This window comes from Armatimonas sp. (assembly GCF_031410135.1).
In the GTDB taxonomy this organism is placed as follows: domain Bacteria; phylum Armatimonadota; class Armatimonadia; order Armatimonadales; family Armatimonadaceae; genus Armatimonas.
The window spans coordinates 1-13581 of sequence record NZ_JANNYP010000336.1 but is presented as its reverse complement, the minus strand read 5'-3'; the positions used below and the strand labels follow the sequence as shown (position 1 = coordinate 13581).

Annotated in this window: 14 protein-coding genes; 10 read left to right on the top strand and 4 right to left on the bottom strand. The window is 55.6% G+C overall.

Annotated features, from left to right (window positions below):
* Positions 1-315: 315 nt before the first annotated feature.
* The 6 genes from RMO15_RS12345 (at position 316) to RMO15_RS12320 (ending at position 7732) form a co-directional block, all read left to right on the top strand.
* Positions 316-963, top strand: coding sequence for a sugar transferase (locus RMO15_RS12345; protein WP_309712762.1), 648 nt, complete (start codon positions 316-318; stop codon positions 961-963).
* Between the two features lie 244 nt (positions 964-1207).
* Positions 1208-3892, top strand: coding sequence for a TonB-dependent receptor (locus RMO15_RS12340; protein WP_309712757.1), 2685 nt, complete (start codon positions 1208-1210; stop codon positions 3890-3892).
* 115 nt (positions 3893-4007) lie between these two features.
* Positions 4008-4643, top strand: a complete 636-nt coding sequence (locus tag RMO15_RS12335) for a MotA/TolQ/ExbB proton channel family protein (RefSeq protein WP_309712754.1) — start codon at positions 4008-4010, stop codon at positions 4641-4643.
* A gap of 33 nt (positions 4644-4676) precedes the next feature.
* The gene (locus RMO15_RS12330) at positions 4677-5132 is read left to right on the top strand and encodes a biopolymer transporter ExbD (protein ID WP_309712751.1); all 456 of its coding nucleotides are present in this window, start codon (positions 4677-4679) and stop codon (positions 5130-5132) included.
* A gap of 14 nt (positions 5133-5146) precedes the next feature.
* Positions 5147-5599 (top strand): biopolymer transporter ExbD, encoded by a 453-nt coding sequence (locus tag RMO15_RS12325; RefSeq protein ID WP_309712748.1) that lies wholly within the window; start codon positions 5147-5149, stop codon positions 5597-5599.
* Between the two features lie 18 nt (positions 5600-5617).
* Positions 5618-7732: a TonB family protein gene (locus RMO15_RS12320; protein ID WP_309712745.1), complete on the top strand. Its 2115-nt coding sequence runs from the start codon at positions 5618-5620 to the stop codon at positions 7730-7732.
* Positions 7733-7792: 60 nt separating this feature from the next.
* Here RMO15_RS12320 and RMO15_RS12315 read toward each other — a convergent pair whose 3' ends face one another.
* Together RMO15_RS12315 and RMO15_RS12310 are read right to left on the bottom strand one after the other, a co-directional pair.
* On the bottom strand, positions 7793-8581 hold the full coding sequence (locus tag RMO15_RS12315) for an ABC transporter ATP-binding protein (protein WP_309712742.1): 789 nt from the start codon (positions 8579-8581) through the stop codon (positions 7793-7795).
* 46 nt (positions 8582-8627) lie between these two features.
* Positions 8628-9395 (bottom strand): phytanoyl-CoA dioxygenase family protein, encoded by a 768-nt coding sequence (locus tag RMO15_RS12310; protein WP_309712739.1) that lies wholly within the window; start codon positions 9393-9395, stop codon positions 8628-8630.
* 138 nt (positions 9396-9533) lie between these two features.
* Here RMO15_RS12310 and RMO15_RS12305 point away from each other — a divergent pair, with 138 nt between their 5' ends.
* The 4 genes from RMO15_RS12305 (at position 9534) to RMO15_RS12290 (ending at position 12575) form a co-directional block, all read left to right on the top strand.
* Positions 9534-10319, top strand: a complete 786-nt coding sequence (locus tag RMO15_RS12305) for a hypothetical protein (protein ID WP_309712736.1) — start codon at positions 9534-9536, stop codon at positions 10317-10319.
* Positions 10320-10389: 70 nt separating this feature from the next.
* Entirely contained in the window at positions 10390-11214 is an 825-nt protein-coding gene (locus RMO15_RS12300; RefSeq protein ID WP_309712733.1) for a phytanoyl-CoA dioxygenase family protein, read from the top strand.
* Positions 11211-11630 (top strand): hypothetical protein, encoded by a 420-nt coding sequence (locus tag RMO15_RS12295; RefSeq protein WP_309712730.1) that lies wholly within the window; start codon positions 11211-11213, stop codon positions 11628-11630. Before RMO15_RS12300 ends, RMO15_RS12295 begins: the two co-directional genes overlap by 4 nt.
* Positions 11631-11636: 6 nt before the next feature.
* Positions 11637-12575, top strand: coding sequence for a phytanoyl-CoA dioxygenase family protein (locus RMO15_RS12290; protein WP_309712727.1), 939 nt, complete (start codon positions 11637-11639; stop codon positions 12573-12575).
* On the opposite strand, the gene RMO15_RS12285 is transcribed toward RMO15_RS12290, so the two are convergent.
* Positions 12572-13318, bottom strand: a complete 747-nt coding sequence (locus RMO15_RS12285) for a GNAT family N-acetyltransferase (protein ID WP_309712724.1) — start codon at positions 13316-13318, stop codon at positions 12572-12574. The genes RMO15_RS12290 and RMO15_RS12285 overlap by 4 nt on opposite strands.
* A gap of 13 nt (positions 13319-13331) precedes the next feature.
* A partial coding sequence (locus RMO15_RS12280) for a DHHA1 domain-containing protein (protein WP_309712721.1) occupies positions 13332-13581 on the bottom strand: 250 nt, incomplete at its 5' end.

Genomic DNA, 13581 nt, shown 5'->3' with positions numbered 1-13581 from the left:
CGACTCCGTGAGCGCCATGCCGAAAATGCAAAATATGCTCAACATCTGGCCTATCTCAAGTCCTCGGAAGGTATAGAAGCAATTGCCCGTTCCCGAGGTTATCACCGTCCTGGTGAGACTGTCTATCTTCAGCCCAGCCAGAAAAAAAACGATCACCTCTGAGGAACTCTTCACACAGTGCCACAATCGAAGTTTGAAACCGAAGGGAATCGGGGGATAATAGCACAGGCTAAATACATGCCTCCCTTGGAAAACACTGTCTCTTACTCATCAAACAACAATGAAACTACACAGAATCAGAAAGGAAACATGTCTGTGTCCGTAGAGATCCTCTCGGTTCCGACGCATGCCAAGCGTTCAAGCGTGTCTCGCGGCGCGAAACGTTGCCTTGATATTTTAGTCGCATCACTTGCTCTACTTCTGTTGCTACCCGCATTGTCCTTGATTGCACTTATTATCTACGCCACAGATCGTGGTCCCATTATCTACCGCCAGAAGCGTGTCGGGAAGAATGGCGAGCAGTTTACGTTCTATAAGTTTCGGAGCATGGTCACCAATGCCGATGCCCTTAAGGCACAGCTAGCTGTTCAAAATGAAGCATCAGGGCCAATTTTCAAGATGAAAAATGACCCGCGTGTCACTCGGATTGGTCGCCTTTTGCGGCGAACGTCGTTAGATGAAACACCTCAGTTCTGGAATGTTCTAAAAGGCGACATGACACTGGTTGGACCACGCCCACACCTCAAGAGTGAGATTGATTCCTATACCGACTACCCCATGGAACGCTTGAGTGTCACTCCTGGCCTGATCTGTTTCCGCGAGGTTGAGGGCCGCTCAGGGCTGACATTTGAGCGCTGGCTTGAGCTCGATATGGAGTATGTCAAACACCATTCATTTCGCACAGATCTGATGATTCTGTTGCGAGCCATTCCGGCAGTATTATTAGGACGTGGTGCCTACTAGGGCAACATTGCCATCTCCCCTATTAAGAAGCTAGGCACTGCGGCCTGGCTTTTATTGTTTTTGGGCAAAGATATAGTACACCTGTGAGATAATTCATTGTAGAGGGGTTCGGCACGAAATAAGCAGGAACTTCCTCGCAACTGAAGGAACAATGATAACAGCCCGCTTGACAGCATCTAAGGGTGCTCGTACAATTACCGGAATCAATTTTTGCCTAGGGGAGTTTCTGATCCCAGGAACCACAATGAAAAAACGTAACACACACCAACGCTTTGCCCGTCGTGGCAGTATCTGGGCAACTGCGAGTGCCCTCAGTCTTCTTCTCCCAGCGGCAGCCGCTTGGGCAGATGGCCAGATCAAGTTCAAAATCGTGGACGCCAAAAATGGTGCAGTCCTGCCGGGAGCTACGATTGTTATCAAAGCAGGACCGCGCGACCTTGATGATATTCAGTTTAATACTGCTGCCAACGGTCTTGTGACGACAGGAGATCTGGACTCAGGAGAACGAACATACAAGATCACCGCCATTGTCAATGGGATTTCTTATAAAGAGCTGATAGGCAAGATTGCTGTCGTAGACAATCAAACCATTGAGGTCGAGCTAAAGCTAGAGCAAAAGGGTGAGATAGAAACGATTTTGGTAAATCGGGTTGTGCGAATTGATATTAGCGACCCGAGTATCTATACATCGCGTGATCGTGAGCATCTTCAGTACTTCCCCAATGGTGTCGGGAACCGCCAAAGCCTCAGCAAGGCGCTACGATCTGTGCCCGGCATGGTTCCCAATAGCCAGAACCGCCTTCATCCGCGTGGTGAGTCGGACAATGGGACGTTTTATATTGATGGCTTCCAGCTTCCCTCGCTCCTGTCAGGACGCGCCGCACAGATTCTGACCCCGGACATGATTGAGGGCATCAAAGTGCGCACGGGGAACTTGGCAGCCAGCCTTGGCGGTGGTAGCACGATTCTAGAGACCTCACTGCGTCCTGCGATAGGAGCATACAAGAGCCCCCTCGCCCCAGTTTTCGAGTATGCCTTCGGTGGAGAAGAGTACGGAGGAACCTCCCAAACCCTCACTGTTAGCCGTCAACTCGGTACCCATCTGAACAGCTCAGGAAAGCAAGAGACCAATCCCGACTCCCGTGCGGGCTATGTCCTAACCTACTCGCGCCGTGATACAGACAACTTTCTGGAGTCTCCCCAGCCACAGCGGCAGATGTCGAACAACAAAGGGACTTCGGAGAGCTTGCTCGGAAAGTTTAGCTATCGTCTTAGTGAGAAAGCCGAGGCTTCCGCTTTTATCGGAAGTAGCGGTGCGCGAAATGGTGTCTCCAACCGGCAGGGACTTTCGTCATCCTTTATCAATCGCGGCCAGGGATATGGCTTTGGAGGCAACAGCAATGCGACGGACTTCCCGCGTGTAAACTTCCAAGATGGCACCAACTTTGCGGCAAGCCAGGAAATTCTGGGCAATAATGTCCGTCAGTCAGATAACCACAACTTCTACGCTCTCCAGTTTAAACGGACATTTTCTCCCAAGCTAAAGGGGACGATCTCCATAGGTGGTGCGGATACACGTCAGGACACCACCAATCGAAACGTTCTCGGCTATCCGCTGACAACCGGAGCCGCCTACTCTGCCTCCACACTTCCGGCAAACTACTCCATTGAGTACAACCCCGCAACGACCCTGAATTTTACCCAGGGCCAGGTTCAAGCCGATTTTAACTATGGAGATAGTGACAGCCAGCACGCCTACAAATTTGGAGTAATCGCGCAAGATCTTAAGGGAGACGAGACCTATCAGTTTGTTCCTATGAGTCAGGCAGCTGCCAACGCCGTTACAGCACTTCCGTATGTGGGTAACAGCCTCCGTGCCAATGCAAATAACACCAGCTGGCCCTCAATGCTAATCCGCCGCACAGGTGGCTATAGTGCCTTCTATCTTCAGGATACCTACACCGCAACGAAACAGCTTAGCCTGAATGTGGGGGTTCGTGTCGAGAACTTCTCACAAGATCAGCGGATTCGCTTTGCTGCCTCAGATCCCCGCGCGAGTTATGATACGAAGCGCTCGGAGAGTATGGTATCTCCGCGCCTAAATGCCCTGTATCTCTTTCCGAAGGGCCTCATTAAGAGCCTGGGTAAAGATCAGCCGATGGTGCTTCGCGTTGGCTACAACCGAATCGTCACCACACCCGGAATTGGACAAGGAGCCATCGGGCTTGGTCAGTCAGGCACAACACCCCTTCCTGTCGCCGCTCAAACCAACGACCAATTGGATTTCAGCGTTGAGCAGCAGCTTCGTGGTCAGACCATACGCCTCTCTAGCTACAATAAAGATCTGAAAAATGCACACGGCTGGCAACAGATGATTCAAGGTCCGCAGGCAGGTGCGTTCTCTATGGTAAACCAAGGGAATGCAACGATCAATGGCTTTGAGATGCTCTATGAAATCAAGCCACGAACCCTCGATCAGCAGCCAGGTGCACTAGATGCCATTAGCTCCGGACTCAGTGGATATGTTTCGTATACCAGCAGTAATGCAAAGCGTCGCGCTCTAACCGGTGGTGGGATGGTCCCCCAAGAGTTTGACCAGCAACAGACTGTCAATGTCGGAGCGGGCTACCAGCTACGGGATCAGTCTCAGCTAGCGCTGACTTACTACCATGGCAGTGGGCTTCAATCCTCGGTAACCACTTTGGGTGGCACACGTGCCCCTATTGATCAGCTTGATCTGCGCCTCCGAACACGGCCACGTCTGATCAGCAACCTGCATACGATTGAGTTTGGTGTTGAGAACGTAACAAACTCACGCAACGCTCTCAATTTCGCGCAGGGAGCAGCAGCAACGGGTACGACATCGCTCGGCGGAACACGCTTCCAGCAGGGTCGCCGCTTGGTCTTAACACTCTTGGGCAAGTTCTAATATTTGTACAATTCCGGGGAGAACCTGAATTTTCTCCCTGGACTTGCCAAAGCTAAGAGTGAAATTAAAGTAACTTTATCTCGCAATACCGAGATACTTAGGGGAGAGATTCATTATGGGGTCCAATCCGCTGTTTGAGTTTTTCAAACGCGAGCCGTTTATCGCCATTGTTCTTTTGCTGATGTCTGTGGTTGGCCTGATGGTCATCATTGAGCGCATTATCGCCTTCGGCAAGTACGGTGCAACCAACTCGGGACTAATGACAGAAGCGCTTGATCTCGTAAAAGCAGGGCGTGATAACGAAGCTCTCCGTGCTGTCAACGATCAACCCGGCCCGGTTGCGGCCATTGCCCGCGTCATTCTCTCCAATGCCAAGCGCCCCGTCCATGAGGTGGAGCGCTTAGTTCAGGAAGCGGCTGAGGAGTACTTCCTGGTTCTCGAAAAATACTTGCCGATTCTGGATACGATCACCACCCTCTCGCCTCTCTGGGGGCTCTTTGGGACGATCATCGGGATGATCCAGGTCTTTGTTCAGTATGCAGCAGCAAACGATGACAAGACAAAACAGGCAATTCTACCGAGCGTGGGAACGGCACTTTACGCTACAGCCGGGGGAATTCTTATTGCGATTGTGAGCTTTATCGCTTACAATTACTTTGCATCCCGACGCCTTCGGATTATCGCGGAGTCCGAACAAGCGGCGACGAAGCTGATCAATGCCCTGGAAGCACGCGGAACGTTTGCACGCTAAACGAGCCGTTTGTGTTTTCTCAAGGAGATAGTCATGCGTTTCAGCGGTCAACGGGAAGCCAAACATACGAAGATCGAGATCATTCCGATGATCGACACGATGTTTTTCCTACTCGTGTTCTTCGTTCTGGCTTCACTCAATATCATAGACCTCCGCGGCCTCAACCTGGATCTGCCTCCCGCAGCCCCAAACTCCCCCTCTGTCAAAAAGGCGGAGGATGTCAAGCTGGAGATAGAGATAGATAAAGACGGCAACAAGACCCTCAATGGTGGTGCGAAACAAGTGCCCATCAAGCTCGCGAAGGGTATCTCTTGTAGTGCCGATCTCTATAAGCTCATTGATGGACAGTTAGGACGCCCGGCTCGTCCTTCCGATCTTGAGAAAGTCACGGTCGTGATCTCCCCCGACCCCGAAACCGCTCATGAGAATGTCATCAATGCGGTAGATGATGCACGGAGCGCTAAGATCGAGAAGTTCTCGATCCGTTAAGAAGGTCTAAAATAATGCCGTACATCAAACGCCGCCAGATCAAAAAGACCAAGATTGAGATCATTCCCATGATTGATACGATGTTCTTTTTGTTGGTCTTCTTTATCTTAGCCTCTCTTAATGTCATTGACATGAAAGGTGCCCAGGTAAAGCTTCCGCCCTCGACAAATCAAGACCCTCAGGCGGTGGCACGTGTCACGGTCACTCTTCGAGAAAATGGAGAGATGATTGTTGACAAAACAATCACTGCAAAAGATCTTGAAGAGCTTCAGGGCATTTTGGTTCAGCAGCTTCAGGGACAGGTGGATGCAAATAACCTGCCCCTTACTCCGGAGAATGCGATCATCGTTATCAACGCAGATCGCAAGATCCACTACTCGTTAGTTCGAGACTGCATTGACGCAGCACGCCGCGTCAAGTTTCGCAAGTTCTCCATCGCAACCGACCCGAAGTTTACGGGCGGTTAAATCTACAGGAGTTCTTTTATGGCAAACCTTGACCATGGCGTAATCGCCCAACTTATCAATATTCCCGAGGATGATGCAGGCCGACGTTTTATGGCGTCGCTCCTGGCATCCCTTGGCATCAATGTCGCCGCAATGATCGGCATCAATGTCGCAAGTGTTCTTCGCGGCGAACCAGAAAGACCACCAGCACCCGTCGTCGCCAAGGCGATTGAGCTTGTGTTTGATGATCGCACTCAGATCCGCCCTGAGCCTAAAAAGGCTGAGCCCACACCTGCTCCCAAGCGACAGGTGCGTGTCAAGCGTACTCCCGTGAAGCCTAAGATTGAGGAAAAGAAAGAAAAAGCAAAGCCCGATCCCAAGAAGCCAGAGCCGGAGCAGAAAAAGCCAGACGATCCCGAAAAGCCACAGCCGACACCGGAGCCGGAAGCTATCAAGCCCGAGCCCACTCCGGTGCCTGAGCCTGTCACGCCAGATCCCAGCACTGAGCCTTCCAAACCCGCAACGAAGACCGCGCTGCGCACCGCAGCGGCAGAGCGTCGGCCTGGTGAAGTGCGCTCGGCGAATGCCGCTTCGGTGACATCAAGCATCTCCAGCGCCGCTCCGGGTAGCCTGGGGGGAAGCGCTACGGGCCAGAGTAACTCCGCCGCACGAACGGCGGGAGGATCTCGTGAAGCCGCGAGTAACAGTGAGCTCAGCGCGGGAATCAGCGCCTCCAATGGCGCTTCCGCAAGCAGGCAGCCTTTAAGAGGCGGAGCGACTCTTGCCGGTGGCGGCTCACGTTCTGGCGTTTCGGCAACCAGTGAGCGAGCGGACTCTGGGGCAATGCTCGTGGGCGGAGGAGGCACTCCCGCCGCCTCCAACTACCGCCCCTCCGATATTTCCCGTAGCTCCGGCGTTGCAGGCACAAGCGGCGGCTCCGTTCGTGGAGGAAGTGGTGGTTTTGCCAGCAACTCGCCGAATGCCGCCTCCGTAGCCTCGATTTCTGCCCCCTCGTTTGTCGGACGGCGCGGCCCTGCCATTGGGAACACCTCGCTCTCGTCGGACTCCAAGGCCACCTTAACCTCGGCAATGTCGGATGAGGGGCGCGCGAATCCTGGTCTGGCAACGATTCAAGGCACTCGTGGAACCGTCGCCTCGTCGGTTGCGGTGGGTCGTAGTGGTGTGAGCGGTCAGTCCGCTGGAATCGCAGGTGTGGGTGGTGGCCGGAGTGCGGGCTCAACCACGGTGGGAGAGGCCTCCGTCTCAGGCTCCGGTGTGGGGCAAGGACGTGGCCCTGTCAGCGCAACGGGTAGGCTCTCCGACAGCTCCGGAAAAGGCAGTGTGGGAGCAGCATCCGAAGGTGGCCGTGAGTCAGGCCTGGAAACAAGTGGTGGTGGCCGCGGTTCTGCCACAGCGACGGGTTCATCCGGTCGCGGCGGGGTCAGTGGTCAGTCCACAGGCAGTGCAGGCGCAGGCGGGGGACGTAACTTGGGCTCCTCGGGTGTGGGTAACGCCTCCGTCTCAGGCGCAGGTTCGGGAAACGGGCGTGGCCCAGCCACGGGCAATAGCCGTCTCTCCGATAGCTCCGGCAAGGGTAGCAGCGTCGGTGAGGCCTCAGACGGCGGGCGTGGCTCCGGTCTGTCCACAGGCAGTGGGAATGCCGCAGGTGCAGCGGGCACGGGCGGAAGAACCGGTGGCGGCAGTGGCCCCAAGGGTGAAGCGGGTCGCGCAGGTGGCGGCGGCGGCGGCGGTGCCTCAGCACGCTCCGCGGGCGGTGGCGATGCGGGTGTAGATTCCGACGGCTCGGGGGGTGGGGGCAAAAAGCCCACGAAAAAAGACGGTGAGGTAGTGGATGTCAAGCGCACGGGAGATATCACCAAGATCAACAAAGACGCCGAGCGCACATCTGATCCTGCTCCCGATCTCACCCCTGAGATGAAGAAGCGCTCCTTCAACGCCAACTTGCGCGTCCGAGTAACCGTAAACGCCGATGGTAGTCATGACGAAGAACTGATTCAAGGCAGCGGTGATAGTGAGATTGATGCTCTAGTGCTCAAGACCATGCGGCGGTGGAAGTGGCGACCAGCCTTGCGTGACGGTGAGAAGGTCACCAACTCCCAGACCTTCCGCTACAAGATCAGTATCAACGATTAAAACCAAAAGCTCCCCTAGTTGTAACCAACAACCAGGGGAGCTTTTTTTACTTAACTTGGTTTATGCGGCCTTTTGGGCGGCTTGCTCCATCGTCTCCACAAAGTATGTCTCCAGCGGGGAGCCAATCCCAGAGCGCAGGTGCGAGTCCATAATATGCTCGTCCACCACGCGCCCTCCATAAATGAGAATCACACGGTCACAGAGCTGGGCAACTTCATCCAGCTCGTGAGAAGAGAAGAAAATCGTGGTTCCTTGCTGCCGCACTTCTCCAAGAAGCTCACGGAGATGGCGACGGCCAATCGGGTCCACACCACTAGAGACTTCATCAAGTACTAATAGAGCGGGTTTTCCCAGCAGTGCCTGTGCAATTCCCAGGCGCTGCTGCATGCCTTTAGAAAATGTGCGTAGCTGCTGCTTCTCCCGACCTTCTAGCCCGACGCGGCGCAAAAGCTCCAACGACTCTGTCTCCAGTGCTTTGCCACCGAGTCCCTGAAGCTTCCCATAGAGGCGCAGGGTCTCCAGCGGCGTTAGAAACGGATAGTAGAGCGCCACTTCAGGTAAGTACCCAATATGCGCCTTGGCTTCAGGAGTTCCTGCAGGCAGTCCAAAGACCGTGGCCTCACCCACTTCGGGTAGGACAAAGCCCATGATCGCTTTAATAGTCGTGGATTTCCCCGCGCCATTGGGGCCCAGAAAGCCAACCACCTCACCGGGCTGCACGGAGAACGACAGCTCGTGCACCACCCGTCTGGTGGGTTTGAACATCCCATTTTTGTAGGCTACCGAGAGCCCCTTCACTTCGAGTGCGGCTGTCCCCACTCCCCCTTCTTCGATACGTAAAACCGTCATTTCTGAGTTTCTCCACTTCAGTTTTCGGTGGAGTGCCCCGGTATCTTTACGGTAGAGTCACTTCTAAAACAACACGGGCCGCTTCCGAAAGAGAAGCGATGGTATTGAGATGAAGAGAGGCTTGCTGGTTGGTCTGCTGTGGCTGATCACGGCGCGTGAAGTAGGAATGCAGAGCGCGGCGTGGTTTTTCTGTGTGATTGAGTGTCCCTCCGTGCCAGGTGTGGCTGTTGAAGATCACCACCGTCCCCGCTGACCCCAGAATAAGCTGCTCACGCGGATGGGTATCTGTGGGGCTAGACAGCTCTTCGTGCGGCGCTTTTCCACTATTGTGCGAGCCGGGTACCACACGAGTCGCCCCGTTGTCGGGAGTAAAGTCGTCCAGGAGCCAGATTGAGTTACAGACGTAAAACTGTCCTGGAGCCGTCGCCCCGCTCCAGTCGGCGTGGAGCCCTTGTAGCCCTTGTCCGGGTAGTGCCGCGCGGTGATTGAGCGAGGAGAGCTTTAGGTCTCCTTCAAGAACATGGGCAATTCCCGCCAAGACCCGTGGGTGGGTGTAGCCCGGCAGGAACAGTGCGCTCTTGTTCACCAGGTTTGCCAAGCGGTTGGTTCCTGGCTCCTGATGCACCTCTTTTCCGGCCGCTTCCCCTTCTTCATCAAGCAGCTCGGCGAGTCGTTGGTTCATCGCGGCAACAGTCGCGACATCCAGAATTCCCGGAAGGGACAGAAACCCCTCACGATCTAGCTGTGCTTTTTCGTCGGTGCTCAGGGTGTCATCGCGGACACCCAGCTCATACAATGCCTCTGTGATTGTCATGATAAAAGGTTCACGTCCAAAGCCCTGATTTCCTTTTCAAAAATCCTCTAAAAAATTCCTCGTTCTTTTAGGAGGGATTTGCCCATACGGCGTGGTATATTAGGACGAATCTTGAGGAGGCATAGTTTGGCATATTCCATGAGAGCTCGTATTGGTGGGAGCATCTTCGGCTTGGCTTCTGTCGTTATGGCGGGATGCAGTGGCGGGAGCAGCGACTCTGCGGTTCCACCCCCAACCCTATCCCGTAGTGTTGCGGGAATCTGGCGACGTACCCATATCGGCATTGAAGGCACTCGCGTGAGCTGCCCCGACCCGAAGTCGCTTCTGGCTCCGAATACCCGTGAGCTGACCATTAACAGCATCGTAGTAGACACCTGCGGTAGCAATGAGACCCTGATTTTTGGCACAGCAACCTCGCTGGGCAAGGGACGTTATCGCCTTATCGGCCTGCGCGGCACGGAGGATGGTAGCTATGTCCTAACAGGCTCGACGCTGACTCTTGTACGTGATGCGATCAATGGCACGTATCTGAAAAACCTCACGCCCGCTCAGGCACCTCAGCGTACCGTATACAGTGTCGTTTTATCGGGTGACAGCATGACTTTTGTCCCGGTCTCACAACCCGTGGGCCTTGTTAAGAAAGACTCCGCAATGCCTGCTTTCCGCGAGGATGGGACGATCATTGCGAGCAATGTCACCCCTATTCGCAATACGGATGGCACTGTCAACACGGTAGTTCTACCGGGCGTCAATGACATGGCCGTCGTCAATTCGGATCTCTCGATCACGGTAGGTGCCGTGGCCTCAGGCGCGAACGCGGACGATACACCCGGTCTGGTGCGTGTTCGTGGGGTGGAGAATACCTTCGAGTTCGTCCCACAAGACCCCGCCGTGGTAATTCCGTCACCACTGCCTGCTCCCTAAAAGTGGTAAGAAGCACAACGTTGTGGCCTCCGCGCTTGCGGAGGCCACTTTGTTTTGTTATCCTACGGGTATGTTGCCAGAACTTAACTCCGACTACCCTCTTTCTCCTGAGCAAGTTGCTCACTACCAGACAAATGGCTGGGCGTTGCTGCGCTCTGTGGCTGCTCCTGATGAAGTGATGCCCTACCGCGAGGTCATTACCAGCATGATCAATGAGTTTGCCAAGCGCTACGCACCGATTGAGCAGCGCGACACCTACGGCAAGGCGTTTATCCAGTTCTCCAATATCTGGGAGATCTCGGAGGATGTCAAGAAGTTTGTCATGGCCCGGCGGTTTGCTAAGATTGCCGCAGAACTAATGGGCGTGGATGGTGTGCGCCTCTACCACGATCAGGCACTCTATAAAGAGCCCAAGGGGGGGCATACTCCCTGGCACCAGGACCAGCAGTACTGGCCTCTGGACGGGGTGAAGTGTGTGACGCTCTGGATGCCTCTCGTGGATGCCTCGGCGGCGATGGGGACGATGCGCTTTGCCTCGGGTTCACAGGCGCTGGGCTACCTTGGCCATGAGAATATCTCCGATGACTCAGAGGCTCGCTTTGACAGCATGATCCAGGAGAAGGGCTACGCACTTTCCTACGCGGGGGACATGGCGGCGGGCGATGCGACGTTTCACAATGGCTGGACTCTCCACGGTGCGCCGGGCAACACCGATCTAGAGCGTACCCGTGAAGTGATGACCATTATCTATCTGGAAGACGATGCCACGATCAGTGTCCCGGATCACGGCAACCGTGAGAACGATCTGAAGCGCTGGTTCCCCGGCCAAAAGCCCGGCGAGAAAGTTGCGAGCCCGCTCAACCCGCTTCTCTACCACCAAGACTTGCTTCCATGAAAAAATTCCTCAAATGGTCCAGCCTTGGCATGGGAAGCTTACTTGTCGCGTTGGTAGGTATCACCTTTGCCAGTCGTGCTGAAGATGCATCTTCGGCTCTCAAAGCAGTAAATAGTGCCCTCTACAATCAATCACTTACACCCATAACCTATATCGGCTATCAACAAAAGCTTCATGCAGGAATGTCTACCACTGAGATTCAGGAGCAGTTCCGTGACAAGGGACGACTCTTTGGTGGCGCAAGTTCGGTCTCCTTTCAGGAGATCACTGCGCCACTTGCCACAAACTTCACAGGCTATCTCAAACTCCATGACGGGTGTTGTGGAAACTTTGGCGATTGCGGGAGCACTTGGCTAGTGATGGACTTCGAACAGGGGAAGCTCAAGACGAGTAGCCTTTGGTTTAATACTTTTTAAATATCTATGAAACTATCATCGCAACGAAAAGAGCTGGAAATTAGTGAGACCACGTTTGGGGAGCTTCGGGAATCGAACGAAATACTGCTCGATGGCCCCGCACTCCGTGAGCGCATGGCAGAAGACGGCTATCTCTTCTTTCGGGGAGCACTCAACCGCGAAGACGTAAAAGAGGCACGGCGCGAGTGTGTCCGACGGCTCGCAGATGCGGGTCGCATTGAGCCAGAGACCGACCTGATGGAGGCAATCCCACGGCGTGGCGGTGAAGGCTCGTATTTCTGGGCAGATCTCGCGGAGGGAAATACCCCACTCCTCACCGTCCTCTATGATGGCTCTATGATGGAGATAATGGAGCGACTCCTGGGCGGCCCCGTGCTCCACTACGACTTCACCTGGATGCGTGCGGTCACACCAGGCGGTGGGACGGCGCCCCACTGCGACATGGTCTACATGGGCCGTGGGACCAAGCAGCTCTACACCGCCTGGACTCCGCTGGGCGATATCCCCCTCTCGGTCGGGGGGCTGATCGTGCTAGAGAGCTCTCACCAGCGCCACGACATCACGGGCGAGTATCTCTCTCAGGACGTGGACTCCTACTGCGAAAACGGCCCGGCGGCAGAGGCGGTGCGCACGGGCAAGCTGCACTGGGAGCACCCCGAAACCCACGAAGCCTGGGACGGTGCGTTTTCTCACGATCCTCCCGCACTCCAGCAGCAGCTAGGTGGGCGCTGGCTCACCACGGACTACAAGATGGGCGATGTGCTGATCTTCTCCATGGCAACCCTCCATGCCAGCCTCGACAACCAGGGCGACACGATCCGGCTCTCGTCGGACACGCGCTACCAGCGCGCCGATGCGCCCGTAGACGACCGCTGGGTGTGTGGCCCCAACGGCGAAAAACCCATCGCACACGGCCTCGCCGCCAAGCGCGGAAGAATCTGTTAGTCGGTGGGGAGTATGGTATCGAGTGCGGTTCCCACGCGGACAAACCCGAGCCGTCCGTAGACACGTGCGACGCTTTCATCGCCTGCGCTGAGAAAGATGCAGGTGCAGCCTCGTGCAAAGGCATCGGTGACTAAGGCACTGGTGACGGCTCCTGCTAGACCTTTCCGTCGCCACTCAGGAGCCGTCGCCACGCCTGCGACTTCCGTGGTCACCCCGACAGGCGAGTGCAACCCTGCGGCCACGGGCTTACCGTCCACAAATGCCGCGATGGCGCACGTGCCACTCTCCAAAAGCCCGCGCAGGAATGAGCCGTCTGCCTCAGCGGGATTTCCTCCAAACGCCGCCGCGAGCATCGCATCGGTAGGCTGGACTTCGTCGAGGCTGATTGGGCGAACCTCCGCCAGCGCACTTGTCTCCGGACGAAAGCTCTCACGGGTGACGACTTGGAGGGGGCGCGGTGTGGGAGCGGGAAAGCCTGCCGCGATAAGCTGTGCCGCCAGTTTCGGGTTTAGCTCCTCCAGATACTCCCAGCGCGATCGCCGCCCTCGTGCCACGAATGCAGCACGCATCGCCATTATTTCCTCAAGCGTCCCCTCACGCTCCCCACGCACGGGGCGCGCGTAGGAAATCTCGGGCATGTCCGAGTCGCGGCGGAAGTAGAGCTGGTATGGCCCGATTCTCTCCACATCACAAGCACGTGCCGGAGCCGCAGCTAGGTAGTCATCAATGGAGTTCAGCAACATAAAAGATGGATTTTTAAGCGGTCAGGGCGGCGAGAAGGGCGGCGATGGCGGTTTCAGGGGGGCCGTCTAGGGAGCAGCCGGAGGCGAGGCGGTGGCCGCCTCCGCCGAACTGTGCAGCGACAGAGGCGACATCCCAGGGGTCTTGGGCACGCAGGCTGACTCGCATCTTGCCGGAGGGCATCTGGCGCAAAAAGATCGCGACTTCTGCGCCTCGTACAGCACGGAGCGCGGTGGCGATTCCGTCGGTGTCTTTGTCGTTGGCA